General features: G+C 70.3%; 25 protein-coding genes and 1 pseudogene. 15 read left to right on the top strand and 11 right to left on the bottom strand.

What is annotated here, in order from left to right; genetic code table 11:
* Positions 1–61: 61 nt before the first annotated feature.
* The 5 genes and pseudogenes from ACZ41I_RS27245 to ACZ41I_RS27265 form a co-directional block, all read left to right on the top strand.
* Entirely contained in the window at positions 62–1,492 is a 1,431-nt protein-coding gene (locus tag ACZ41I_RS27245; RefSeq protein WP_468515271.1) for an FAD-dependent oxidoreductase, read from the top strand.
* Positions 1,493–1,519: 27 nt separating this feature from the next.
* Positions 1,520–2,398, top strand: coding sequence for a sugar phosphate isomerase/epimerase family protein (locus tag ACZ41I_RS27250; RefSeq protein ID WP_468515272.1), 879 nt, complete (start codon positions 1,520–1,522; stop codon positions 2,396–2,398).
* Positions 2,399–2,658: 260 nt separating this feature from the next.
* A complete protein-coding gene (locus tag ACZ41I_RS27255; protein WP_468515273.1) occupies positions 2,659–2,838 on the top strand; it encodes a hypothetical protein in 180 nt (59 codons plus the stop codon).
* A 43-nt stretch (positions 2,839–2,881) separates the two neighbouring features.
* Positions 2,882–3,475 (top strand): D-glycero-alpha-D-manno-heptose-1,7-bisphosphate 7-phosphatase, encoded by a 594-nt coding sequence (locus tag ACZ41I_RS27260; RefSeq protein WP_468515274.1) that lies wholly within the window; start codon positions 2,882–2,884, stop codon positions 3,473–3,475.
* Between the two features lie 116 nt (positions 3,476–3,591).
* Positions 3,592–3,896 (top strand): annotated as a pseudogene (locus tag ACZ41I_RS27265) (transposase); the annotation flags it as partial.
* Between the two features lie 459 nt (positions 3,897–4,355).
* Here the strand turns inward: ACZ41I_RS27265 and ACZ41I_RS27270 are convergent.
* Positions 4,356–5,597: a cytochrome P450 gene (locus ACZ41I_RS27270; RefSeq protein ID WP_399764970.1), complete on the bottom strand. Its 1,242-nt coding sequence runs from the start codon at positions 5,595–5,597 to the stop codon at positions 4,356–4,358.
* A 449-nt stretch (positions 5,598–6,046) separates the two neighbouring features.
* The gene (locus ACZ41I_RS27275; protein ID WP_399764974.1) at positions 6,047–6,439 is read right to left on the bottom strand and encodes a hypothetical protein; all 393 of its coding nucleotides are present in this window, start codon (positions 6,437–6,439) and stop codon (positions 6,047–6,049) included.
* A 579-nt stretch (positions 6,440–7,018) separates the two neighbouring features.
* Here ACZ41I_RS27275 and ACZ41I_RS27280 point away from each other — a divergent pair.
* Positions 7,019–7,240 (top strand): hypothetical protein, encoded by a 222-nt coding sequence (locus ACZ41I_RS27280; protein ID WP_468515275.1) that lies wholly within the window; start codon positions 7,019–7,021, stop codon positions 7,238–7,240.
* Between the two features lie 175 nt (positions 7,241–7,415).
* Here the strand turns inward: ACZ41I_RS27280 and ACZ41I_RS27285 are convergent, their stop codons facing one another.
* Both ACZ41I_RS27285 and ACZ41I_RS27290 read right to left on the bottom strand, forming a co-directional pair.
* Positions 7,416–8,597, bottom strand: coding sequence for an acyltransferase family protein (locus tag ACZ41I_RS27285; protein ID WP_468515276.1), 1,182 nt, complete (start codon positions 8,595–8,597; stop codon positions 7,416–7,418).
* A 207-nt stretch (positions 8,598–8,804) separates the two neighbouring features.
* A complete protein-coding gene (locus tag ACZ41I_RS27290) occupies positions 8,805–9,089 on the bottom strand; it encodes a hypothetical protein (protein WP_468318725.1) in 285 nt (94 codons plus the stop codon).
* A gap of 201 nt (positions 9,090–9,290) precedes the next feature.
* On the opposite strand from ACZ41I_RS27290, the gene ACZ41I_RS27295 reads away from it, so the two are divergent.
* Complete coding sequence (locus tag ACZ41I_RS27295; protein WP_468515277.1) at positions 9,291–10,544, top strand: L,D-transpeptidase; 1,254 nt, start codon at positions 9,291–9,293, stop codon at positions 10,542–10,544.
* Positions 10,545–10,866: 322 nt separating this feature from the next.
* On the opposite strand, the gene ACZ41I_RS27300 is transcribed toward ACZ41I_RS27295, so the two are convergent.
* Complete coding sequence (locus tag ACZ41I_RS27300) at positions 10,867–11,574, bottom strand: AAA family ATPase (protein WP_468515278.1); 708 nt, start codon at positions 11,572–11,574, stop codon at positions 10,867–10,869.
* A 171-nt stretch (positions 11,575–11,745) separates the two neighbouring features.
* On the opposite strand from ACZ41I_RS27300, the gene ACZ41I_RS27305 reads away from it, so the two are divergent.
* The 4 genes from ACZ41I_RS27305 to ACZ41I_RS27320 all read left to right on the top strand — a co-directional run bounded on the left by ACZ41I_RS27305 (position 11,746) and on the right by ACZ41I_RS27320 (position 16,006).
* Entirely contained in the window at positions 11,746–13,095 is a 1,350-nt protein-coding gene (locus ACZ41I_RS27305; RefSeq protein WP_468515353.1) for a glycoside hydrolase family 5 protein, read from the top strand.
* Positions 13,096–13,229: 134 nt separating this feature from the next.
* Positions 13,230–13,907: an SGNH/GDSL hydrolase family protein gene (locus ACZ41I_RS27310; RefSeq protein WP_468318731.1), complete on the top strand. Its 678-nt coding sequence runs from the start codon at positions 13,230–13,232 to the stop codon at positions 13,905–13,907.
* 30 nt (positions 13,908–13,937) lie between these two features.
* Positions 13,938–15,392 (top strand): MFS transporter, encoded by a 1,455-nt coding sequence (locus tag ACZ41I_RS27315; RefSeq protein WP_468515279.1) that lies wholly within the window; start codon positions 13,938–13,940, stop codon positions 15,390–15,392.
* Positions 15,393–15,658: 266 nt separating this feature from the next.
* Positions 15,659–16,006, top strand: coding sequence for a tetratricopeptide repeat protein (locus tag ACZ41I_RS27320; RefSeq protein WP_363219298.1), 348 nt, complete (start codon positions 15,659–15,661; stop codon positions 16,004–16,006).
* An 82-nt stretch (positions 16,007–16,088) separates the two neighbouring features.
* Here ACZ41I_RS27320 and ACZ41I_RS27325 read toward each other — a convergent pair whose 3' ends face one another.
* Genes ACZ41I_RS27325 through ACZ41I_RS27335 form a run of 3 tightly spaced genes read right to left on the bottom strand, consistent with a single transcriptional unit; the run spans position 16,089 to position 17,660 of the window.
* Positions 16,089–17,018 (bottom strand): M56 family metallopeptidase, encoded by a 930-nt coding sequence (locus ACZ41I_RS27325; protein WP_468515280.1) that lies wholly within the window; start codon positions 17,016–17,018, stop codon positions 16,089–16,091.
* A 6-nt stretch (positions 17,019–17,024) separates the two neighbouring features.
* Positions 17,025–17,423 carry a BlaI/MecI/CopY family transcriptional regulator gene (locus ACZ41I_RS27330; RefSeq protein ID WP_468515281.1) on the bottom strand — a complete coding sequence of 133 codons (399 nt, stop codon included), beginning with the start codon at positions 17,421–17,423 and terminating at the stop codon, positions 17,025–17,027.
* Positions 17,424–17,459: 36 nt separating this feature from the next.
* Positions 17,460–17,660: a hypothetical protein gene (locus ACZ41I_RS27335; protein ID WP_468515356.1), complete on the bottom strand. Its 201-nt coding sequence runs from the start codon at positions 17,658–17,660 to the stop codon at positions 17,460–17,462.
* A gap of 34 nt (positions 17,661–17,694) precedes the next feature.
* Between ACZ41I_RS27335 and ACZ41I_RS27340 the strand changes: the two genes are divergently transcribed.
* Positions 17,695–18,339 (top strand): peptide deformylase, encoded by a 645-nt coding sequence (locus ACZ41I_RS27340; protein WP_468515282.1) that lies wholly within the window; start codon positions 17,695–17,697, stop codon positions 18,337–18,339.
* An 8-nt stretch (positions 18,340–18,347) separates the two neighbouring features.
* On the opposite strand, the gene ACZ41I_RS27345 is transcribed toward ACZ41I_RS27340, so the two are convergent.
* Positions 18,348–19,778, bottom strand: a complete 1,431-nt coding sequence (locus ACZ41I_RS27345) for a dihydrolipoyl dehydrogenase family protein (protein ID WP_363219292.1) — start codon at positions 19,776–19,778, stop codon at positions 18,348–18,350.
* Between the two features lie 131 nt (positions 19,779–19,909).
* Here ACZ41I_RS27345 and trxA point away from each other — a divergent pair, with 131 nt between their 5' ends.
* Entirely contained in the window at positions 19,910–20,284 is a 375-nt protein-coding gene (trxA, locus tag ACZ41I_RS27350) for a thioredoxin (RefSeq protein WP_363219293.1), read from the top strand.
* Positions 20,285–20,324: 40 nt separating this feature from the next.
* On the opposite strand, the gene ACZ41I_RS27355 is transcribed toward trxA, so the two are convergent.
* Together ACZ41I_RS27355 and ACZ41I_RS27360 are read right to left on the bottom strand one after the other, a co-directional pair.
* On the bottom strand, positions 20,325–21,326 hold the full coding sequence (locus ACZ41I_RS27355; protein WP_468318738.1) for a LacI family DNA-binding transcriptional regulator: 1,002 nt from the start codon (positions 21,324–21,326) through the stop codon (positions 20,325–20,327).
* Positions 21,327–22,120: 794 nt separating this feature from the next.
* On the bottom strand, positions 22,121–22,801 hold the full coding sequence (locus ACZ41I_RS27360) for a TetR/AcrR family transcriptional regulator (RefSeq protein ID WP_399765012.1): 681 nt from the start codon (positions 22,799–22,801) through the stop codon (positions 22,121–22,123).
* A gap of 99 nt (positions 22,802–22,900) precedes the next feature.
* Between ACZ41I_RS27360 and ACZ41I_RS27365 the strand changes: the two genes are divergently transcribed.
* Both ACZ41I_RS27365 and ACZ41I_RS27370 read left to right on the top strand, forming a co-directional pair.
* On the top strand, positions 22,901–23,464 hold the full coding sequence (locus ACZ41I_RS27365) for an NADPH-dependent FMN reductase (protein WP_363219296.1): 564 nt from the start codon (positions 22,901–22,903) through the stop codon (positions 23,462–23,464).
* A 535-nt stretch (positions 23,465–23,999) separates the two neighbouring features.
* The gene (locus ACZ41I_RS27370) at positions 24,000–24,974 is read left to right on the top strand and encodes an alpha/beta hydrolase (protein WP_468515283.1); all 975 of its coding nucleotides are present in this window, start codon (positions 24,000–24,002) and stop codon (positions 24,972–24,974) included.
* Positions 24,975–25,038: the final 64 nt, after the last annotated feature.

Consider the following 25,038-nt stretch of genomic DNA (forward strand, 5'->3'; position numbering starts at 1 on the left):
TTCCTCACCGCCGAATGACAACGCTCAGACCGCAAACAACCTTGGGGTGTCAGTGGAATCGTTGGCCGACGTCGAGACACTCGTGGTCGGTGCCGGAATGGCGGGCCTCGCCACGGCGGCGGAACTCGGCCGGCGGGGCCGGGGTTCGGTAGCCGTACTGGAGGCCGGACCCGACCGGGGACGCACACACATCCAGAACGCATACTCCTCGACCGAAGCGCTCCAGCTCTGGCTGCGCCCGGAGACCGACCCTGACTTCCACCGTCCCTATCAGACAGCCGACGGGGCCTACCGCGGCTTGGCCGGCCTGCGTCGACGGGTCGGCGGCCGCTCGCTCTACTGGGGTGGCGTACTGCTGCCCATCGAGCGCTGGGCCCTCTGCGAGCACTGGCCGGAAGCGATCGTCACCGAACTGACAGAGACATGGGACGGGGGGCCGTCGTTGTACCAGCGGGTCGTCGACGATGTGGTCGGCTGGGGGGCCGAGCCTCCTGGAGCACCCGGGCTGACCCTTGGCGCGCTGGAGTTCGATCGCACGCCGCACGCCACCCGCACGGAACGCGCCGGAAAGTGGAGCGCTTTCAGCCCGTTGGCATGGTGGGAAGACGACGGCGACCCCAGGGTGCGCCGCGTGCCGATCCTCGCCGGCCATGAGGTTCTGGGAGTCCGTGTCGAACACGGCAGGGCGACCGGCGTGCTGGTACGCACCGCGGACGGTGAGCTGGGCGACCTGCGTGCGAAGCGGGTGGTGCTGGCCGCCGGTACGATCGTCAACAGTCGGCTGGCGATCCAGGCACTGGCTGACACCGATGCCGCCGCACCGCGTGAGCTGCCGGGACTCGTGGACAAGATCTCACAGGGGTTCACGGTCGCCTTCACCGATACCGAACGGCTTCCCGATGCCGTCCGGGCGGCCGCTCACGAGGGCCACGTCTACCACCGGACCGGTACCGCCGGTACCCGGTCCAACCACTTCGTACGCTTCACCGAAGGGGTGAACGGCGCGATCAACCTGGACAGCTGGACCATGGGCGAGCAGCGCCGCGGCCCGCACGGCCAGGTGCGGTGCGACGGCCACCACGCATGGCCCTGGCCGACGACCGTGCACGCCCCGTTCGACACGGCCGATGAGACAGTGCTCTCCGCGCAGCGATACCTGCTCGGCGAACTGTGGGCCGAAATGGCGCGACTCCTCGGTGTCCCGGCCGAGCCGCTTCAGTTCTCGACGCGGCATGGTTCGCCCGACCTGGCCGACCGGCTGACAGCGGTTCGCAGCCCGACACCACTGACCTACAGTTTCCCGCTCGGTTCCGAGCAACACGAGGCCGGAACGCTGGCTTTCGGTGAAGTCCTCGACATCAACCACCAGTTCACCGCCGTAGAGGGTTTGTACGCGTGTGGGCCGTCGGTAATGCCACGTACCGGAGCGGCGAATCCGTCGATGACGACACTCGCGCTCAGCAAGCGGTTGGGAGCGGCACTCGCCGGGTGACAGGCAGCGAGCAGAGAGGGAATCCAGATGCAGGGCATGGCGATCGCGGTATCCGGCACCGAGTTCACGGACACCGACGGCGTGGACGGACTGATCGAAATGGCCAGGTCTGCCCAGTGCGACGCGGTGGAGTTCTGGTACCCGAAAAACGCCCTGCGCGACGGTGTCGACGCCGCACTGCGCAAGCTGGACCGTGCCGGGCTGCGGACAGCCTGCGTGTCGACCCCCAGCCAGCTCTACGGTCCCGGCGAAGCGGACTCGGTCGCTCTTCTCCAAGAGGCGATCATGCTGGCGGCACGAACCGGTTGCAACCGCGTGAACACCTACTTCGGCCACGCGCCGCTGGTCGACGACCAGCGTGCGATCGAGGCATACGCCCGCGCGCTGGCACCGGTCCTCGACCTCGCCGCGACGGAGAACGTGGTGATCGTGCTGGAGAACGAGTTCGACGCATTCGGCTGGGACCCGGCGGGGTCCGACATCAGCAGGCGGCCGGCAGCACTGGCGGCGCTGTTCGCTCGGGTCGACTCACCCTGGTTCGGCTTGAACTTCGATGCCGCGAATTTCTTCTGCGCGGCGGTTTCCCCGGTCCGCGACGCATTGCCCCTGCTCCTGCCGTGGGTGCGCTACGCCCATGTGAAAGACGTACGTCGAGCGTCGGTGGCAGAGCCCCCGCGCGACGGCTGGATCCGCTACACCGATCACGGCAGGGCCTATGACACGGCGCCGCTCGGCACCGGGGAACTGGACTGGCCGGAGCTGATCGGAAGCCTTGCGAGCGCGGGTTACGACGGCCACCTCACCCTCGAACCACACTGCGTGCCGTCGATTCTCCTGACCGAGACGGCCGGGGCAGCCGGCTACCTGCGCGAGATGATCAAAGTTCACGCGCCGTCCCACCGATGAAACGGAGAATCCCTCTCGCCGGGGCTGATCTGCTCCCGCGTGTGCTGCGGCAGGCGGCCGTGTGGGGGTCCGTCGGGCAGGACACCGAGGTCTTAGCGGTCGCGTCAGCCACCGGTCGTCAGTGACGGGAGCGTTCTGGGAAGGACCTTCGATGAGGAGTACATCGCCTTGCTCAGCCGACACCGTGAATCCGTCCCCGCCCTGCGGCACGTCGCCACGCTGTTCCGTGCCGTTCCCGCCCCCGACCCGACGGAGGGGTCGTGACCTCCACGGCCGCCGAGCCGTCGCTGTGGCGGAACCGCGACTTCGTCACGCTCTGGAGCGGTCAGGTCGTCTCCACCCTCGGCGCCCGGACGAGCGCGACAGCGATGCCGCTGCTCGTACTGGCCACAACCGGCTCGCCCGCCGACGCGGGCCTGTCGCAGCCACCGCGTTCGTGAGGGCGACCGACCTGTTCCACGCCGTCGGCACCCGTGCAGCGGTATGACCGGCCCGGAGCACACCAGCGCCGTTCGGCGGCCGGCGGTGTTCCTCGACCGCGATGGCACCCTCACCGAGCCCCGGCACTATCCGTCCCGCCCCGAGGACCTGGTGCTCCAGGCGGGCATCGGGCCACCGCTGCGCGCTCTCCAGCAGCATGGTTTCGCCCTGATCGTGGTCACCAACCAGAGCGGGCTGGCCCGCGGCCTGATCGACGAGGCCGCCATCGCGCCGATGCACCAGAGGCTGCGGCAGCTCCTGGCCCGCCACCGGGTACGGCTGGACGGGATCTACCTGTGCCCGCACCATCCGGACGGTGTCGTGCCGCGTTTCTCCGCCGCCTGTGCGTGTCGCAAGCCCGCCCCGGGGATGCTCCACAGGGCAGCCGACGACCTCGGTTGCGATCTGTCCTCCTCGTGGATGGTCGGCGACTCCGTCTGCGACATCGACGCCGGCCGCCGCGCCGGAACCCGCACCGCCCTCGTCGGACCACGGCCCCTCGCCGGCACCGTGCCGACCCTGCACCGGACCACGACTGTCCAGGCGCTCACCGCCATTGCGGGCTCCGAGATCCCCGGTGTACGAGGATTGAGTTGACTCCGTTGCCGAATAGTGTGCCCCTCCAGTCCGACGGAGACTCTTACTGATCGTTTCAGAAACGAGATGTACTCGGTGGTCTTGTGCCTGGAAATCTTGTTCGGCCTGGTGTCAGGGTGCGCTCCGGTCTTGTTCCGGATGACCTGTGGGAGCGTGTGGCTCCGCTCCTGCCTCCTGTTCCTGAACGGCGCCGCCGCTGTCCCGGCGCTTGCGTGTTGCGGACCGGTGTCGCATGGCGCGACGTTCCCACCGAGGTCGTGGGCTGCTCCGGGGTGACGGCGTGGCGCCGACTGCGGGACTGGACCGAGGCCGGCGTCTGGCCCGCCTGCACGCCGCCCTGCTGACCGAGCTGCGCCATACGGACCTTCTGGAGTTGGACGACTGCGCCGTGGACGGGTCCAAGGCGGCAGCGAGAGTACGGGTGTCCGGTCGGTCCTCGGGGGCCCTTCGTCAAGAGTGCGACGGCGCCGGACAGAGGTGGTGCTCCATCCTCTGGATGCTCTCCGCCTTCGACTGAGCCTGTGGTGCCGACTGCTTGCCGGCCGCCGACCGGTACCGGATCTTGTAGGGGTGGGGGTTACGACGGGGCTCCGCTGCCCGCACCCGGGCTGTCGCCGGTGCCGCTGAAACCACGCGGAAGAGTGCGCTGACCTGGGAGTACCCGGGTGGCGGGTGGCGGCCCGGATGTCGACTGGGCCGCCGAGGGAGTAGCCGGAGACCGCGAAGGCGTCCAGACTCTCGGCGACGGCGGCCACGAGCTGGTCGGCCAGGTCGTCGAGAGACGGCAGCGTGGTACAGCAGGGGCGTCGCCGCTGCCGGGTAGTTGATGCCGACGACCGACCGGACCAGGTACCTGGCGGTCGCCGCGCCGACGGGACTCTTACCAGGTGACAGGCAGGCGAAGCATGCCCTGGACGGTGTCACCGGCTTTGAAGGGGATGCGGTCGGCAGGCTCGGCGAGTTGGAGGCCGGGAAAACGGGTGAGAAGGCTTTGGAAGGCGATCTCGAGTTCGGCGCGGGCAAGGTTGCTGCCAAGGCACTGATGGATGCCGTGACCGAAGGAGAGATGGTGGCGGGTGGGGCGATGCCAGTCGAGGCGGTCGGGGTCGGGATAGACGGTGGGGTCGCGGTTGATGAGGGAAGTGGCGAGGATGACGCCGTCGCCGGCACGGATGGTGTGGCCGGCGATCTCGATGTCCTCCACGGCCAGGCGCAGGGCACCGTCGTGGACGGAGAGATAGCGCAAAAGCTCCTCGACAGCAGCCGGGATGAGCGAGAGATCGGCACGCAATTCGGCCAGCTGCTGCGGGTGCTGGAGCAAGGTGTACGTCCCCAGCGAGATCATGTTGGCCGTGGTCTCGTGGCCGGCCATCAGCAGAGCCCAGGCGAAACCGGCCAGCTCTGCCCGGTCCAGGACGCCCTGGGCGAGCTGCTGCTCGATGAGTTCATCGATGAGTCCGTCGCCGCGGTCATGCTCCTTGCGGTCGATGAGCCGGCCGAAGTATCGCTCGAGCTGCGCGCGGCCGTCGGCAGCATCGGCGGGTGTGGCACCACGCAGCATCCGGCGGGCCTGCTCCTCGAAGAAGCCATGGTCCTCATAGGGCACGCCGAGCAGCTCACAGATCACCATGGAGGGCAGCGGCAGGGCGAACGCGCTGACCAGATCGGTGGGGCCGCCCCTGTCGGCCATGGCGTCCAGGAGCTGGTCCACAGTCTGCTGGATCTTCGGCCGCAGCAGGGCGGTGCGCTTCTGGGTGAAACTGGGGATCAGCATCCGGCGTTGGGCAGCGTGCTCGGGGTCGTCGTATCCCACGAGCGTGATACGGCGGGCGTTGAGCGCGGCAAAGCGGGCCGTGGACACCGGGAAGCCGGGCTGGGTGCGGTCGGAGGACAGACGAGCATCGGCCAGCAGGGCCCGCGCTTCGGTGTGTCCGGTGACCATCCACACGGTCCGGCCGTCGTAGAGAACTGCCCGTGCGAGCGGGCCGTTCTCAGCGGCTGGGCGGTAGCCTGCGGGTGGCTGGTAGGGGCAGCTGCGGTCCTGCGGGAAGGGGATCGGGACACCGCCCGGCGCCGGGGCTCCGGGTGTCCCGATGCTCGCGTCTGTTCCTGTGTCAGTCATCAAAGCCTCGCGTGGGTACGGATTGCGTCGTGATGATCTCCACTACATGCCGCGACGGCGCCACCGTCTATGCGCCTTTCGGCCACATGATCCAAGCCAGTTGAGGTTCGAGTACGTCGCCAGGATGGTCGAACCGGCGGTCACCGTCAGCTCGTCGTACGTGGTCCTGCCGGTGGTCAGGCGCAGTACGGCCGCTGTGCTTCACCGGCCGTACGTCGAAAGCGCCGCTCATGCTGTGGCAGCAGCGGCTCCGTACCCATATCGCACCGAACGCTCAACTCCCGTCGCAGACACGGCGATCGGCTCCGGTTCCCCCTCACGGTGTCAGCCGCTGTTGGGGAGGCAGCCCAGGGCCCAGGCAGAACGTCCCGCCGGCAGGCAGCCGGCGGGACGTTCCTGTGCCCAACCGTCGGAGGGCTTGGCGAGTGAGCGTCGCTCAGCGCCGAAAGCTACGCGAAATTCTTGGCCAGGGGGCCGTTCGCCGGCTTCGTGACCTGGAACGTCTTGGAGTACGCATGCTTCTCGTTGTCACTGTCCACACAGGTGACCTTGGCGGTGGCCGACGTTCCGTTCTTCGGAATCCCTGTGAGCACGACCGAGTACGGCTCGGACTCGTCGTTACCGGGAAGCTCGTCAGAGTCCGCGTTTCCCTTCTTGGGCGTTATCGTGATGGTGTCCGGTACCGAGTCCCCGAATTTCGCACAGCTCACCGTTCCCGAGACGGTGACCTTCACTGCGGCGTGTGCCGTACCAGTCACTACCACCGGAGCAGCGAGTGCCAGCGAGGCCACGACCGCGACGGAGCCGAGCGTCTTCCTTGTGTTGCTGCTGATATTCCGCATTTCAGACTCCCAATGTCCGGACGGCTTTACTGAGAGCACATGTTTACTGGGAGCACATGACCGCTTACGGCGCAAGCCACGCCGCCGATTCGCGCGCTGCATTCGCACGAGATGGCGCTGAGCGCCATTGGGGAGGCCGCTTGGTTCCGGCTTCGCGCGCCAACTTCCTTGCGACGGAGCACTTCTGCAGGCGTGACGTACATTTCGACCCTAGCGAGCTGTGGGCACTGTGTCCACTTTTGACCCAGAGTCTGCGATCAGTCGACACCCAAGGCAATCAAAGGCGACGTTCGCGTGCGGAGGCGGACCCGTCAAAAGTTTCTCGGCAGCCAGTCGACGGCGCTGACGGCGGCGTTGACACTGACAGGCCGAGCCGAAGCAGCCCCGCGGCCGGCGCCGCTCCGGCAGCGAGGTCCTTCTCCGGTTGTCCCGCAGACCGAGATGGCGCAGGGAGGTCAGCCACCCCATTACCTCCGGCAGCCGAGGCTGGACGGCCGGTGCGGGCGACACGACGGTCCGCGACGAGCGGGGCACGAGCCTCGTACGGCTCACGGCACCGGCAAGCGGGCAGAAATCACCGTGGATGGCCCGCTGGCAGTGCTCGGCGTCACCTCATCCTTCCGACTGGTCCTGCACACCGAGCGCACTGACGACCCGGAGCTGACCCTCGCCGAGGAATACGCACGTGCGTCCGGGGTCAAACTGGGCCGGCGCCCTGGCCCCGCCGGCCGAGAAGGGTTCGGGCACGCGCACATGGCGGCCCGGCGGGCGGGAGCGCGCCGGGCACTGCGGGCGCAGTGAAGGTAGTGGTCACGGACAACGCTTGCCCCACCGCCGCTGATCCAGCCGCGCCACCGTTTCGAAGACATCCGCAACGAACTCCGACAACTCCCCCCGGAGCCGCTCCCCCTCCCCCAGCTTCGCACCGCGAAGACTCCCACCACGAGGGAAGATCACTCAACGTAACGACGCACTACTAGGGGGCCAGAGCGGCCGCCCACTCCGTGCCAGGGGCGTTCGTCGTCGTGCTCGGGGCCGCGGCCCTGGCGCCCGCGGACCGGCCCCAGCGGCGCATGGCGGGGTTCTCGACCAGGACGTGCAGCAGCCAGGCGAGAACGAGGCTGATCGCCAGGGTCAGTCCGGCGTCGACCAGAGCCCCGTGCGCGCTGAGCGGCTTCATCCAGTTCTCGCGGTGGGCGGCACCGATGGGCCCGTACGAGACCACGAGGAAGTGCACCATGTAGAAGGTGTACGAGACCTCACCCAGCCAGACGAAGACCCGGTTGTTGAACGGTGTCCAGCGGCTGCGCACATCGGCCGTGGCCAGTGCGGCGATCGCCAGGGCGAGGGGAAGTGCGGTCGGAGCCACCGAGCTGTACACACCCGGCAGATAGGCGCCGCCCACGAAGGCCGCGGCCGCGAGGAGCAGGGCCGCACCGGGCTTGAGGCCGATCCAGCGCTTGTTCAGGACGATCAGGGCCATCAGGATCCCGAGGACGAACTCCAGGAGCCGGGTGACGGGGAAGTAGTACGTGAACCAGGTCGCCCACCAGGAGTTGGTCGTCAGCGGCATGTACGGCTGCGTCGGCAGCAACTGGGCGACGAAGGGCACCGCGAAGATCCCGACGGTCGAGGCGGCCACCCAACCCCACAGCCGCTGCGGACGGATGCGCCGGGCGAGCACCAGGATCCAGGGGAAGGCCAGGTAGAACAGCATCTCACAGGCCAGCGACCAACTCGGCGTGTTCGAACCGTAGTTCAGGATGACGTCCTGCCGTGGTATCCAGCCCTGAACGAGGAAGAGCGTGGGGGCGGTGTTGGCGGCGGTCACCGTGATGCCCGCGGAGATCATCAGGAGTACGGCGGCGGCCAGGGTGACGAGGTGGCTCGGGTAGATCTTCCAGAAGCGCCGGCGCCAGAAGCTGCGCCGCGTGTCCTCGGAACGGGCCACCCAGGTGAGGATGAAGCCGCTGAGGATGAAGAAGAACGAGACTCCCGTCGGTCCGCTGGACTCGAAGAAGCGCTGGTATTTCGCCAGTCCGTGGTTCTGGAGCCGGGGGATGACGCTGGTCCCGACATGACAGAGCAGCACCATGAAGGCCGCGACGAACCGTATCCCGGTCAGTGACGGAAGCCTGGACTGTTCGTTCGTCCGCAAGGGCCTGAATCTAGCCGTTCGCATGTGGTCTCCCTCGGCCAAGTTTGTGTGGATCCGCAACGTGCGAGGCCCTCGTGGAGAACCGCTGGTGCGCGCGTGGAGCCCGCCCGGCTGGGCGGCGGGAACTGCATCGACGCTCCACGGGAGTTCGAGCCCGGCCCCTGAGGGTGGGGGCGTCCCAGCCCTTCGGCGCGTTGTCCGCTTCGATCAGTTCCGAGGATGGTGGTCAGCCATGCGTACGCGTGAACTCACCATGACCGGAGCGTTCGGGTCACACCCCTCGACGCCGAGCTGTCCCTGCCCTGGCCGAAGAATCTCGACCTCGTCCCGTCCGAGCGGGACCGGGTGGTGCGCGGCCCCCACGTCGTCGCGGTCCCCCGGCACGAGGCCCCGCACGTACGTCCCTACCGGCTCCTCCACCGCGACCGCGCCCGGTGCACCGGCGCCGAGCCGGCCGCGGTCCTGGCGGACGAGGGCGTGAACGTTTGCCATCACGGTCGAGGAGTGGGAGCGGCGGGCGCCGTCGAACAGTGTCTCGGCGAGGCTCCCGATGACGCGTGGCCTTAACCACAAATTGCCCACTTTAGGACATATGCGCGCCCATAAATGTTAGACAGATACGTGCCTATAAGTGGATTCAAGCGGGTTGCCCCCCTCCGGCGATCAGCTCGCAGGTACGCAAGGACGAGTGGCATGGGAGAAGTTTTGATCACGGTACGTAAACCACGCAGCGGACTGCTCGCTACGGCCGGTGTACTCGGCGGCATACTCTCAGTCACGGCCCTCGGCGGTACCAGCAACGCTGCGACCAGCAACAACGACGCCGGGAACCCCCCGAAGTCGCAGACGCCGGTGAATCAGGCGGCCGCCCCGGATGCTTCCGACGCCCGAATCAAGATCACGCCCGGGCAAGGTGCCTACGGCGTGGGGGTCAACGACCCCGTCAAGGTCACTGTCAGTGACGGCAAGCTCACCAAGGTGACCATGACCGCCGTCGCGACCGGTGCAGAAGTCCCGGGCACCCTGTCCGCCGACGGAACCTCCTGGACGACGAACGGCCGGCTGGAGCGGGCCACCAAGTATCAGGTCGCCGCAGAGGCCGAGGACGCCAAGGGCCGCTCCGCCACCGGGAACGCCACGATCACCACGGTCTCCCCGGCCAACGACTTCATCGGGCACCTCTCCCCCGCGAACGGCTCGACCGTCGGCGTGGGCATGCCGGTGACGGTCAATTTCGACAAGGCGATCAGCGACAAGGCCGCCGTGGAGTCGGAGATCCAGGTCAGCTCCAGCAGCGGCCAGCGGGTCGTCGGTCACTGGTTCAACGACCACCGCCTGGACTTCCGCCCCGACACCTACTGGAAGCCCGGCTCCACCGTCACCGTCAAGCTCACCCGCCACGGCATCCAGAAGACGATCACGTTCAAGATCGGCCGGAGCCAGATCAGCACGGTCGACGCCAAGACCAAGCAGATGACCGTCGTGCGGGACGGCAAGACGATCAAGACCATCCCGATCTCGTCCGGCAGCCCGGAGCACCCGACGTACAACGGTCAGATGGTCATCTCCGAGAAGTTCCGGCAGATCCATATGAACGGTGCGAGCGTCGGCCTCAGGGAGAAGGACGGCAAGCCCTCGTACGACATCAAGGCCGTACCGCACGCCATGCGCCTGACCGACTCGGGCACCTTCATCCACGGCAACTACTGGGGCGCCGACTCGGTCTTCGGCAAGGTCAACACCAGCCACGGCTGCGTAGGTCTGAAGGACGTCAAGGGCGGCGGCGACGGCACACGGCCCGCCGCGTGGTTCTTCGACAACTCGATGATCGGTGACGTCGTGATCGTCAAGAACTCCGAGGACAAGACCATGCTGGCCGCGGACAACGGCCTCAGCGACTGGAACATGCCGTGGAGCGAGTGGGTCGCAGGCAGCGCGACCCACTGACTCCGCCGCGTGGTGCCCGAGGTCGTGTCGCGTCCGGCGCCGGGCCGGTACGTCGTCGCGTCCGGCTTCGGCGAAGCGGCCCAGCGGTACCGCAACGTGCGGGCCGACCCGCAGGTGCGTGTCCAGGTCGAGGCCTGGTCGGCGCTGCGGCTGACGTCGCCAAGAGCAGGGCCTAAGCAATCGCTAGCCTCGCCTCGACTGCGGCGTGATCGCCGTCATGGATCCACAGGTGACAGCTGCAGTCGAGGTCGGTGCCGGTGCCGGTGCGGCGAAGGTGCGGGCGGGGTTCGCCCCGTACGGTCATGCGGACGTGCTGCCACACTCAGTCGAGCACATGCCGCAAGTAGCTGTGCGGATCGGCGAGATAGCGGCGCCAGTGGTCGACCAGCGCCAGTTCGTCCCAGGTCGTTCGACGCAACCCGTGCTCGCCGACCTCGATGATGTCCGCACCGGGCAGTGCGGTCAGCAGCGGCGAGTGGGTCGCGCAGATCACCTGGCCGCCGTTCTTCACCAACTGGTCGATGTGCCCCAGCAGCTCCAGGCAGGACGTGAAAGACAGGGCCGCTTCGGGCTCGTCCATCGCGTACAGCCCTGCCTGGAGGAACTTGCCTCGGAAAGCGGCGAGGAAGCCTTCGCCGTGGCTGACGGAGTCCGGTGCGAAACCCTCGCGGTCCAGCGCGTCCAGAGCCGTCTCGGCACGCAGGAAGAACCCCTTCCGGGCAGCCCAGCTCCCCAGCATCCGACGTCCACGCGGCGCCGCGTCGAAGCGGATGCTCTCGCCCAGCACCGACTTGGGGCGATAGCTGGCATAACGCCAGTCGTGCGAGCCGCCCCAGGAATCCAGGCCGAACCCCTCAGCCAGGGCCTCGACCAAAGTGGACTTGCCCGAGCCGTTCTCACCGACGAGGAACGTCACCGGCGCGGTGAAGCGCAGCCCGCCGACGATGAGGTCGCGCACACACGCCACCGACCAGGGCCACTCCTGATCGTCGTGGTCGTCCACATGCGCGTATGCACGTTCGACAATCATGCGGCGAGTCTCTCACGGGTGTCTCGGCCCCCAGCGCGTGACCATCGCCCGGGCACCGCTGGCCGAGGACGGCCCCGCACCACCCTTGAAGACACGACCGACTGCTGATGGGATGCGCGACACATCGCACCCGACGGCCCGGAGGTTCCCGTGGTGCTGCGAACCGCCTTGATGGCGAGCGCTGTTGTCGCCGCGCTGCTTGTCCCCACGACCGCCCGTCCCCCGCAGGCCGCGCGCGGCATACCCGCTCTCACCGACGAACACGGGCGTGTCCTCACCCTGCGCGGCTGGAACATCGAGGACAAGGCGAACCGGGGTGAGAAGGCCCTGACGGCCATCACCGAACGTCACTTCCGCGACATGCGGGCCAGGGGGTTCAACTTCGCCCGGTTACTGGTCTTCTGGGATGACCTGGAACCTCAGCCCGGTCGGTACAGCCAGACGTATCTGCGGAAGATCGAATATCTCCTGAACTGGGCCGCTCGCTATGACATCAAGGTCGTGATCGACGCCCACCAGGACGTCCTCGGACCCGCTTTCGGCCACCGCGGCATACCCGAGTGGGCGACCAGGACCGATGGACTGCCGTTCACCGCGCATCCGGACGACTGGTTCGCCGAGTACTTCGAGCCGGCCGTCCAGCGCGCCTTCACCCACCTCTATCAGGACCACGACCTGCAACGCGCCCAGGCCCGGGCATGGCGGGTCCTCGCGGGCCGCTTCGCCCACCATCCAGCCGTCCTCGGCTACGACCTGATCAACGAACCCATGGGCGAGCTGCAGCAGGGGGAGGACCTGCCGACGGCCGCCCGCCGGATCGAGCACGATCAGCTCACCCCCATGTACAACCGCCTGGCGGACTCGGTGCGTTCGGCCGACCCGGACGCCTGGGTCTTCGTCGAACCCACCCCGGTCGTGGGTGAGGGCGTACCGACCGGCCTCGGGCGCATCGACGATCCGAAGGTGGTGTACGCGCCGCACTTCTACAACGCCGCCATGGAGGCGGGCGCCGACTATGATCCGGGCGCCGGCTGGATCGAGACCTACGAGCATGCCGTCACCGAGTACCCGAAGCGGTACAGGGTCCCGATCGTGGTCGGGGAGTGGGGGCCGCCCAACAGCTCCCTGCCGAACATGAAGCAGTTCTACCGGGACGCGATGCGCTCGCTGGGCCGCTACAGCTCCGGATGGGCGGGCTATGTCTGGTGCTACGGCGGCGGTTACTGCGCGGTCGACGATTCCGGCGCCTTCCGCACCAACAAGGAGCTGACCGCGCAGCCGTACGCGGAGTCGGTGGCAGGCGCGATCCGCTCCGCCTCGTACGACCCCGACGATGCCGAGTATCGGCTGACCTACAGAGCGGCACCGCGCGGCTTGAGGTTGACAGAACTGTCCCTGCCCTCGCGCGCGTGGCGGATCACGACGGACGGCGACGCGGTCGTGCTGCGCAGGGCGGCAGGCAGGGCATGGGTCCTGGCCGCTCCGGGCAGCGACGTCACCCTCACCGTCAAGCCCCGCTGAACAGGGCCGTCCGGGAACCGACTTCGAGATCGGCCGCCGGGCCGGCCGCGATACCCGGCACCACCTCCTCGACGACCTGGGCCATGAGAAGCCGCCCTTGAGGAAAACATACGGTCGACTGTACGCTCTTCTGCATGGAGCAACCCGTATTCAACGAGGCGACCGACCCGTTCTGCCTGGACGAGGCGGAAGCCGTGGCATTGCTGACTGGAGCCCCGTGGGGCAGGTATGGCGTCATCGGAGACAGCCTTTCGGCGGGGACCGGCGACCCCACCCCGGGCTACCGGGACCAGGGCTGGTCGGACCGGGTTGCCGGTGTCTTGCGGTCGGTCCGGCCGGATCTGGAATACCTCAATGTCTCCGAGATCGGGGCAACGACCGCCGGGACGCTCAAGAACCAGGCGGCCCGCATGGTCGAGTTCTGTCCGGACCTGCTCCACCTGCCCTGCGGGGCCAACGACATCGTGCGGCGCAGTCCGGACTTCGGTGAAACAGAGCGAACGCTTCGGCAGATGTACGACCTGGCGAAGGGCACCGGCGCCTTGCTGACCACTTTCACGCTCGGCAGGGCGTATGTCGTCCCGGTCTTCCCTGACTGGCCGGAGCGAATTGCCAGGGTCAACGAGATCGTGCGCGGGCTGGCCGCCGAATACGACGCCATCGTGGTCGACATGTGGGATCACCCGGTCAACGATCGCGACAACCTGCTCAGCGAGGACCGTATTCACTTCTCGACCTCGGGTCAGGCCGTCATGGCGGCCGAGGTGGTCAAGAAGCTGGCCGGCTCTCTGGAGCGCATCACATCGGCATGATCCTCACCCGAAACAAAGAGGTCTCTTATCGTGGCAAGTAGTCAGCAATCAGCCAGTCGGCCCTTAGTGACCGAGAAAGCTGATGCAATTCCGTGGACGACCATATCGGTTGTGCTGACCGCACTGTTCATGGCGGTCCTGGACTCGTTCATCGTCGTGGTCGCCGACCCCTCGATCGCGGCGGACCTGCATGCGTCCGACAGTGATGTGCAATGGGTTCTGGCGGGTTATCAGCTGAGTTACGCGGTCTTCATCATCACCGCCACTCGCCTGGCCGACCTGTACGGCCGCAAGCGCATTTTCCTCCTCGGGGTGGCCCTGTTCACCCTGTCATCAGTCGCTTGCGCGCTCGCACCGAACGCGGGCAGCCTCATCGCCGCGCGTGTGCTCCAGGGCCTGGGAGCAGCCCTGATGGTTCCGCAGGTGTTCGCGTACGTCACCGTGCTGGTGCCGGCGGCGAAGCGGCACAGCGTGTACGGCGTACTCGGCATCGTCATGGGTATGGCCACCATCGGCGGGCAGATCGTCGGCGGACTGCTGATCGGCGCCAACCTTTTCGACTCCGGCTGGCGCATGGTGTTCTGGGTGAACGCGCCGATCGGAATCGCGATGTTCCTGCTCGCCGTGCGATATGTGCCGGAGACGGGCTCAGCCGCCAACCGCAGGCTGGACGTGCCCGGCGTCCTGGTGCTCAGCGCGGCCCTCTTCCTCCTGGTCCTCCCGCTCATCCAGGGGCAGGAGGCAGGCTGGCCAGGGTGGGTGTGGGGGTGCTTCGCGGGCAGCGCGGTCGCGTTCGGCTTGTTCGTCGCGATCGAGCGGGGCCTGGAACGGCGGGGCGGGGATCCGCTGGTGCCGCTGACGCTGTTCGGACAGCGCTCGTTCGCGCTCGGAATCATTCTCGTCCTGACCCTGTACGCCCTTATCTACTCGTATTACCTGGCCTTGTCGGTGACGTTGCAGCAAGGCCTCAACATGTCGGCGCTCGGCGCCGGCCTGGTCTACGCACCGGCGGCCACCGCGTTCTTCGTGTTCAGCATGGTGGCGAGCCGGACCATCCCGAAATACGGACGACGTGTCCTCGAGGTCGGGGCGATCATCATGGCGAGCGGTTACCTGGCGACCGGCCTCTTGCTGGTGTCCGGCCCGCGGATCACTCCGCTGCTCGTGATCCCCACCCTCGTGCTGCAGAGCGTCGGTGGCGGACTGGTCATCACACCGGCGCTCAACACGGTGCTGAGCCGCGTCACGCCGGAGTCCGCCGGTGTCGCATCAGGGGTCCTGTCCACGGCCCAGCAGTGCGGCGGAGCGCTGGGCGTCGCCGTCATCGGAGCGGTCTTCTTCAGCTCGTTCCATCCCACGGCAGTCGGCAGGGTTGCCGCCGCCGGCCACGCCTTCGCCATCGCGTCCTTCGGGACGCTCGTCATCGCCGTCATCGCGGGCATCGTCGTCTTCCTTCTGCCGAAGCGGCCAGCGGCCCAGGGCTGACTGCGTGGATCACCAGGCATGGCCAGGGCTGTCGGCAGGTGGAGTGGAGATGCACCTGGGTGACGTGGATGCGGGAGCTGCGAGTCCTGTCAAAGACGTCGCCGAGACCCTCTGTGCGCGGGCTGGAACGCCCCTGACCGCGGATGAACTCGGCCTCCTTCCACCCCGACGGGTCTGGCGCGCCGTGCCGGTGATCCAAGTTGGTGGAATATTAAACAACTGTGATCCGTTGTGGCCGTCGAAGGAGGTCACGAGTGGAGACGCAAGTGGAGACCACGTACTACGACCACGGCACGCCGGCCGAGCGCTGGGAGCGCGCGCGGCAGTTCTTCGACGCCAAGGACTACACCGGCGCGGCGCGGGTGCTGACCGGGCTGGTGGAGGAGGTGCCGGAGCAGACCGGCCCCCGGCTGCTGCTGGCCCGCGCCTACTACCACTCGGCCCGACTGCGCCTCGCCGAGGCCGAGTTGCGGGTCATCGTCGAGCGTGACCCGGTGGAGCACTACGCCCGCCTGATGCTGGGCCGTACGCTCCAGCGGCAGGCCCGGCACGAGGAAGCGGAGCAGCATCTGCGAATCGCCTCGGCGCTCGCGGGCGACTTCCCGCAGGAGTGAACTGGAGGGAGGGGGGCGCAGGCCACTGCGGTGGGGCGGCAGGCGTGGCGCACGAAGAAACCAGGTGATCCGTCCCCCGGGATCAGAGCGAGGCCGTCGCGCGCAGGAGCAGGAACAGGGTGACGGCGGAGTTCGCCGAGGACATCGCGGACACCAGCGCTCCGGCGGCGGCGCCCCACGCGGCGAGGCCGACCGAGGTGAAGGCCGGCGGCCAGGTGCGGGCCACGGGTGCGGGGACCAGCAGCGCGGCGACCCGGCGCGGCACCGGACCGGTGGCCGCGAGCGCGGCGAGGGTGGGGGCCGGCGTGCCGGCGGAGAGCAGGGCCGCCGTGCCGATGGCCCGTGCGACGGTGCGCCGGTCCCCCACCGCCCGGGCCGCCTCCTCGTCCGCCCAGCGCTCGGCCGTGTAGACGACAGCGGTGCGCAGCGGCCGCAGGAACGGGTTGGCGCGGGCGGCCAGGTGCGCGGCGAGCAGCCGGCGGTGGTGGCGGGCGGTCAGGTGCGCACGTTCATGGGCGAACAGGGCGCGCCGCTCGGCGGAGGTGAGCCCGGCCAGCAGCGCGGTGGTGACGACGATCCGTCCCCGGCCGCCGGGCAGGGCGTAGGCGTACGGCGTGCTGTCGGGCAGCACCGCCACCGTCCGGCCCGGCAGCGCGGCGACGGCCCGGCGGGCGCGGCGAGTGACCCGGAGGTGCCGGCGCAGCGTACGGACGCAGCCGCCCGCGACCAGGGCGAGGGCGGGGATGGCGGCCCGGCCGGCGATCTCGTCGTACGGGACGGCGGCCCGTACCTGCGGGTCGGACCAGCCGTCCGGGAGCGGGTTGCCGGGCAGCTGAGCGGTCCCGACGACCATGAGCAGGGCCAGACAGAGCGTGCTGCAGACGGCCATGACGACGGCGACCGCCGTCAGCAGCCGGGTCGCGGTGCGCGGATGCAGCCGTGTCTCGGCGAGCCGGGCGACCGGCCAGGCGGACAGCGGCAGCACCAGCGGCAGGAAGACGAAGACCCCCATGACCGGTCAGTCTTCCGTACCCGGGCCGCCGGTGTGCGGGGCGTCGAGCAGGGCCCTCAGGATCTCTTCGTCGCCCGGCGGCAGGGCGGTGACGAAGCTGGCCAGGACCGCCTCGCGGTCCCGTTCGCCGTCCAGCAGACGGCGCATGCGCAGGGCCGCGAGCCGGGCCACGTCGGCCGTCGGCGTCCACAGGAAGGAGCGGCCGTGGCGTTCGCGGGAGACGACGTCCTTGGCGAGCAGACGGGTGAGGATGGTGACGACGGTGGTGTAGGCGAGGTCGCCGCCGAGGTGCTGCCGCACCCAGGCCGCGGTGACCGGTCCGTCCGCCTCGCGCAGTGCGCCGAGGACCTGGCCCTCCAGCTCCCCCTGCCCGCGCCGCCGGCCCCGGCCGCCTTCCCGCACCATCTCCGTCTCCCTCCGGCGTCGGCGTGTCGGCCCACGCTACTTCATGCCGGGCGCACCTTCGTATGCGCAGGTGCGGCGTCCGCGTCGGTGTGCGATCCGCCCGAGGACCATGTCGACGGCGAGGGAGGCGGCCGACGGGATGCCGGGCAGCGGCACGAAGGAGCCGAGTACGGCGACGATCCGGTGGCCGGGCCGCCAAGGGGCGGAGTTCTCCGGGGTTTTGGTGACCGATACCACAGGGAGTGCCGGGAGGGCATGGCATGCTGACGCGATGGCACCTCCCCGTGATCACGCGCCGCTCGCCGAGCGGGTCGAGGAACTCCTCGCCGCCGGCGGCCCCCTGCCCATCGTCGCCGCCGGGCAGCCGGTGCTTCGGCGCGGTACCGAGCCGTACGACGGTCAGCTCGGCCCGGCCCTGCTCGCCCGCTTCATCGAGGCCCTGCGCGTCACCATGCACGCCGCGCCCGGTGTGGGCCTTGCCGCGCCGCAGGTCGGTGTGGCCCTGCGGATCGCGGTCATCGAGGATCCGGCCCCGGTACCGGAGGAGGTGGCGGTGGCCCGGGGCCGGGTCGCGCAGCCGTTCCGTGTCCTGGTCAATCCGGTGTACGAGCCCGTCGGCAGCGCGCGTGCGGCGTTCTTCGAGGGCTGCCTGAGCGTGCCGGGCTGGCAGGCGGTCGTGGCCCGGCACGCCGAGGTGCGGCTGCGCGGCGAGGACGAGTACGGCCGCGCGCTGGACGAGCTGTTCACCGGGTGGCCCGCGCGGATCGTCCAGCACGAGACGGACCATCTCGACGGCATGCTCTATCTGGACCGCGCCGAACCGCGCTCCCTGTCCACGAACGAGGCGGTCGCCGCGCTGTGGAACCAGCCGACGCCCCGGGCGGCGGCCGACGCGCTCGGCTTCGAACTGCCGTAGAGCACAGCTCAGTTGTCCCGGTACGCCTCCAGCAGCCGCAGCCACACCTCGCTCAGCGTCGGGTACGACGGGACCGCGTGCCACAGCCGGCTCACCGGGACCCGGCCGGCGACGGCGATGGTCGCCGAGTGGATGAGTTCGCCGACGCCCGGGCCGACGAAGGTGACCCCGCGCAGGATCTCGTCCTCCAGGTCGACGACCATGCGGGCGCGGCCCTTGTAGCCGTCGCCGTACAGGCCGGCGCCCGCGACGGAGGAGAACGCGACGTCGACGGCGCGGACGCGGTGGCCGGCCTGTTCCGCCTCGGCGAGGGAGAGGCCGACCGCGGCTGCCTCGGGGTCGGTGAACACGACCTGCGGTACGGCGTGGTGGTCGGCGGTGGCCACGTGCGCGCCCCACGGCTCGTCCGGCACGGGGTCGCCGGACGCGCGGGCGGCGATCGCGGCGCCGGCGATGCGGGCCTGGTACTTGCCCTGGTGGGTGAGGAGGGCCCGGTGGTTGACGTCGCCGACCGCGTACAGCCAGTCGGTGCCGGTCACGCGGAGGGTGTCGTCGACGTCCAGCCAGGAACCGGGCTCCAGGCCGACGGTGTCGAGGCCGATGTCGTCGGTGTGCGGAACGCGGCCGGTGGCGAAGAGTATCTCGTCGGCCTCGATCCGGTCGCCGGCGGAGGTGACGGCGACGACGGTGCCGTTCTGACGGGTGACGGACTCCACGGAGGTGCCGGTGCGGATGTCGGCACCCGCGTCCGTGAGCGCTTCGGCGACCAGTTCCCCGGCGAACGGCTCCATGCGGTTCAGCAGGCCCTTGCCGCGCACCAGCAGGGTGACCCGGGAGCCGAGGGCCTGCCAGGCGGTGGCCATCTCGGCGGCGACGACACCGCCGCCGACGACGATCAGCCGGCCCGGGGCGGACCGGGCGCTGGTGGCCTCGCGGCTGGTCCAGGGCTTCACCCCGTCGAGGCCGGGCAGATCGGGCAGCTGGGCGCGGGTGCCGGTGGAGACGGCGACGGCGTGCCGGGCGGTGAGGGTGGTGACCGTGCCGTCGGGGGCGGTCACGGTGACCGTGCGGGGTCCGGCGAGGCGCCCGTGGCCGCGGTGGAAGTCGGCGCCGGTGCCCTCCAGCCAGGCGACCTGGCCGTCGTCCTTCCAGTGGGAGGTGTACGCGTCCCGGCGGGCGAGGACGGCCGGCGTGTCGAGCGGGCCCTGGGCCGCCCGGGCGAGACCGGGCAGGCGGCGCGCGTCGGCCTGGGCGATGACCGGCCGCAGCAGGGCCTTGCTGGGCATGCACGCCCAGTAGGAGCACTCGCCGCCGAGCAGTTCGCTCTCCACGAGCGCGGTGCTGAGCCCGGCCGCACGGGTGCGGTCGGCGACGTTCTCCCCCACGGGCCCGCCCCCGATCACCACGACGTCGTACGCGATGGTTTCCGTTTCCGTCATGGGGTCAGTCTGGTGGGTGGTGTGCGCTACGGCCACACGGGTAGGGGCGCGGGACACGTCGCGGAATACGTCACCGGGTGGCCGTGTTGTGCCCACGGCTTCGCCCGCACCTAGGAATGAGGGAGCACACCATGAGCAGCACCGTGGAGCTGACCAAGGAGAACTTCGACCAGACCGTCACGGAGAACGAGTTCGTTCTCATCGACTTCTGGGCGGAGTGGTGCGGGCCCTGCCGGCAGTTCGCGCCCGTGTACGAGAAGGCGGCGGAGAACAATCCCGACCTGGTGTTCGGCAAGGTGGACACCGAGGCGCAGCCCGAGCTGGCCGCGGCCTTCGGCATCCAGTCGATCCCGACGCTGATGATCGTCCGGGACAAGGTCGCCGTCTACGCCCAGCCGGGCGCCCTCCCGGAGCCCGCCCTGGCGGACATCATCGGGCAGGCCCGCGACCTGGACATGGACGAGGTCCGCAAGAGCATCGCGGCCCAGCAGGGCGGCGCCGAGTAACCCCCGGCAGGGTACTCACGGGGAGCGGGACGGCGCCGGGTCAGCTGGACTCGCGGCGGATCACCGAGGCACCCAGGACCGTGTGCACCTCGGGCTCGCCGCCGGGGTCGCGCACCGCCCGGTCGACCAGTTCGGCGAGGTCGCGGCCCGAGGGCAGCTCGATGTGGACGGTGCTGAGGCGGGGCCGCAGCAGCCGGCCCAGCATCAGGTCGTCGGCGCCGATCACGGCCACGTCCTCGGGGATGCGCAGCCCCTCGTCCTGCAGGGCACGCATCAGCAGCATCGCGTACTCGTCGTTGTAGGCGAACACCGCGTCCAGGCTCAACTCCCCCCACTGCGAGGCGAGTTTCGCGGCGGCTTCCTCCGTGTACGCGAGCGGCAGCTCCGTCACGGCGGCGTCGGTGCCGTGCAGCGCCTGACGCACTCCGGCGAGCCGGGGCCGGGAGTAGACCTCCAGGCCCGACTCCTCGGGCACCACGACACCGATCCGGCGCCGGCCCCGGGCGTACAGATGGGCGCCCGCGCTCTGGCCGACGGCGTCGTGGTCCATCAACAGGGCGTGCGCGCCGTCGACGCGTTCGGGGCCGAGGGTGACCACGGCACGGGCACCGGAGCGTTTGAGGACGCCGACGCCCTGCGGCCCGAGCTCCGCGCCGGGCACCAGGACGGCGACCGGCCGCAACTCCGCCCAGGCACGGGCGGCTTCGTCCCCCTGGAGGCCGACGGTGCCGTACTGCACCACGGTGTAGTCGAGCCGGCCGAGCGCCCACTGCAGCTCGTTGAGGAACCTGCTGTACAGGGGGCCCACCGGGATCGCCGGGGCGGGCATGAGAACCATGCGGCTGTGCCCGGCACGCAGGCTGCGGGCGGCGGCGTGGGGGACGTATCCCAGTTCCCGCGCGGCCTCGCGCACGCGCCGGCGCGTCGGTTCGCTGATCCGTACGGCGCTGGTGTTGTTGAGGACGTAGGACACGGTCGCGCGCGAGACGCCGGCCAGGCGGGCCACATCGGCACTCGTGGGCGTGTTCGGTATCTGCACCATGACACTGCGCATCTTTACAGAGGGGCGGGAGCCGGGAGCAGGCGGGGCGACGTCGTTCACCGTTCCACGAGATCCGGCCCACCGAGCCCGCGCTTCCCGGGGGCACTGTCACACACCGTCTCCCGCGCGGACACGCCACAGCCGCTGCTCGACATGTTCACGGCCCGAGGCCCCTGCCCGGCCGACGCCCAGCGGGCGGTCAGCGCGCCGACCGCCGGGCGGCCGGGGTTCCGCGGCACCGACGGGGCAGGGGGCCGAGCTGGCGCGGGGGCGGCTGACGGGGCTTACGTGGCGGCGGCGCTGGGGTGGCCGGCGGGCTTGCTGGGCGGCGGGGCGGCTGACGGGGCTGACGGGGCTTACTGGGCAGCGAGGCTCGGGCGGCCGACGGGGCTTGCCGGGCGGCACGACCAGCGATCGACGAGGCTTACGGCCGGCGGAACCGGGCGGCCCACGAGGCCTGCGGGGCGGGACCGGAGCAACCGACGGGGCCACCGGCGCAGCGCGACCAGGGCGACCGACCAGGCCTACGGAGCAGCGCGCCCAGCGATCGACGAGGCTTACGGTCGGCGAGACCGGGCCACCGGCGAGCCACCGGGGCAGCGCGACCAGGGCGACCAGGGCGACCTTAGAGGCTTGTGGGGCAGCGACGCCAGGGAGGCCCACGAGGCCTGCACCCCGCGTCACCCGACAGCACCCGCCCCCACCCACCTGGCGAACCCACACCTCCGCACAACCCACGACGCCCGCCCCCGCCTCGCCCGGCGACGTGGTCCCGCCGATCCGCCGGCCTGTTCTCAGCGGGGCGGTGGCGTGCCGGTCACCCGGGCGACCAGGTCGATCCAGCCGGCCTCCAGCCGCTCCATGGGCAGCCCGCACTGCCTGGTGTGGTAGTGGATCAGCGCGGGGTCCAGTGAGGCCAGCAGCGTCTGGGCGAGCAGTTCGCAGTCGGCGTCCGGCACGATCTGCCGCAGCAGCATGAGCACATGGGTGCGCAGAGCCTGGTGCGCCGGATGGGAGAACCGGCGGGTCGGCTCCGTCTGGGCGGCGAGTTGCAGGTCGAGTCGCTCGTCCGAGCGGTACAGCACCGCCACGCCGAACGCCCGCAGCCGCTCCAGGGGCGGCGCCCCGGGCCCCAGCGGCGGGGGCCCGCCCAGGAAGTCGGCCTGCAACTGCTTGGCCGAGTGGTCGAGCAGGGCCATCAGCAGCCCGGTGCGGTCACCGAAGCGCCGGAACACCGTCCCCTTGCCCACCTGGGCCGCGGCGGCCACCGCCTCCATGGTGACCCCGGCCACGCCGTGCTCCGCGATCAGCCGGGCGGCGGCATCCAGCAGCCGGGCCCGGTTGCGCGCCGCGTCGGCACGCAGGCACGGCCCCTCGGGGGAGGCACCGACCTCCAGCAGTCGAGGTCCGTCAGGGGGCTCAGGAGACGGCGGGAAGGGGGGCAAGGCGCTGGACATGAAGCCAGCGTAAAGCATCCGGAACAAAACTGGACCGCGGTCCGTTTAAGGTGGTAGAAATCTAATCGGACCCTGGTCCGGATCGTAACAGCGATGTTTCAGCCCCTTGGAGTTCCCATGTCTGTCCGCATCCTCGCGCTCGTCGGCAGCCTCCGCGCCGGTTCGCACAACCGCCAGCTCGCCGAGGCGGCCGTCAAGCTCGCTCCCGCCGGCGCCGAGGTCGTGCTGTACGAGGGCCTGGCCGAGATCCCCTTCTACAACGAGGACATCGACGTCGAGGGCAACGTGCCGGCCACCGCCGCGAAGCTGCGTGAGGCCGCGCAGGCCGCCGACGCCTTCCTGCTCTTCTCGCCCGAGTACAACGGCACCATCCCGGCCGTCCTGAAGAACGCCATCGACTGGCTGTCCCGTCCGTACGGCGCCGGCGCCTTCGGCGGCAAGCCCGTCGCCGTCATCGGCACCGCCTACGGCCAGTACGGCGGCGTGTGGGCGCAGGACGAGGCCCGCAAGGCCGTGGGCATCGCCGGCGGCAAGGTGATCGAGGACATCAAGCTCTCCATCCCGAGCTCGGTGACCCGCTTCGCCGAGACCCACCCGGTCGACGACGCCGAGGTCGCCGCCCAGCTGACCGAGGTCGTCGCCCGTCTGCACGGCAACGTGGGCGAGGCCGCGGCTGCCTGAGGCGTGTCACCGTGAAGGCCGAGGCGTATCACGTGAAGGGGGCCGGTTCCGTCCGGCCCCCTTCTCCGTGTGCGCCTCCCTGGTCTCGCAGTGGCCGCCGTCCCCGCCGGCCGGCGGAGGCCGCCCGCCCCCGCCGAACACGAGCCGTTCCCCGGCGGGCCGAGGGCGGCACCGGCGGTCACCCGCCACGCCGAGCGCGGCCGGGCTGCCCGCGCCGGCCCGGTACGGCACCCCCGGGCTGACGGACGGGCCGCCGGACGGCTCACGGGCGGGCCGTCGGACACCTACCCCGTGGCAGGTCGGTCCGGGCCCCCACGGGGTAGGTGTCCGACGGGCGCACAGGGCGCCCCGCGGAGCCGCTCGCCCGGCAGCGACCACGCCGCATGCACGGCAGTGGCCCTGCCGCACGTACGGCGCCGCGCTCCGCCGCTCGTACGCCTCGTAAGGCCGCGTCAGGCCTCGTGGGCCGCGCAGGCCTCGTGCGCCGACACGTCCTCTCGGTGTCGTACGTCACCACGCCACGTCAGGAGGTCCCATGCCGCCGCTGGTCCCGCCGCCCTTCGACCCGGAACTCGCCGCCGCGCTCGCCCTGCTCGGGGACGCGGCCGCGCCCGGATTCTCCCTGGAGGAGCTGGCGTCCGCCCGGGCCACCGGCAGCGAGCTGCTCGGTCTGCTGGACCTCACCCTGGACGGCGCCTTCGAGGTGGAGGACCGTGCGGTGCCGGGCCCGCAGGGCGCCCCGGACGTCTCCCTGCTGCTCTGTCGCCCCGCCCGCACCGAGTCCACGGCCCCGCTGCCGGTGCTCTACCACGTGCACGGCGGCGGCATGATGCTCGGCACCGACCGGGCCGGCGTGGAACAGCCCCTGGAATGGGCACGCGAGCTGGGCGCGGTCGTGGTCTCGGTGGAGTACCGGCTCGCGCCCGAACATCCCCACCCGGCGCCGGTGGAGGACGTGTACGCGGGTCTGCTGTGGACCGCCGGGCACGCGCGGGAGTTCGGCGCCGACCCGGACCGGATCGTCGTCGTGGGTGCCAGTGCCGGCGGCGGCCTCGCCGCGGCGCTCGCCCTGCTCAGCCGGGACCGGCAGGGCCCGCGCCTGCTCGGTCAGGTGCTGCTGGCCCCGATGCTCGACGACCGCAACGACACGGTCTCCAGCCACCAGATGGCCGGCGTCGGCCTCTGGGACCGCACCGCCAACGAGACCGGCTGGACGGCACTGCTCGGCGACCGCCGTGGCGGCCCCGGCGTCCCGCCGTACGCCGCCCCCGCCCGCGCCGGTGACCTGTCCGGTCTGCCCCCGGCCTATCTCGACGCGGGCTCCGCGGAGACCTTCCGGGACGAGGTGGTCGCCTACGCGTCCCGTATCTGGCGGTGCGGCGGCGAGGCCGAACTCCACGTCTGGCCGGGCGCGTTCCACGGCTTCGACACCCTCGCTCCGCAGGCCGCCCTGTCCCGCGCGGCGCGGGCGGCCCGACTCGCCTGGCTGCGGCGGCTGTTGGGGCGGTGAGGGCGCGCCTGCGTTCCTGAGGCCGTCTCAGGAGGGCCGGAACGCGGGCGGCCGCCGTCGCAGA

This window comes from Streptomyces sp. NPDC030799 (assembly GCF_055572255.1).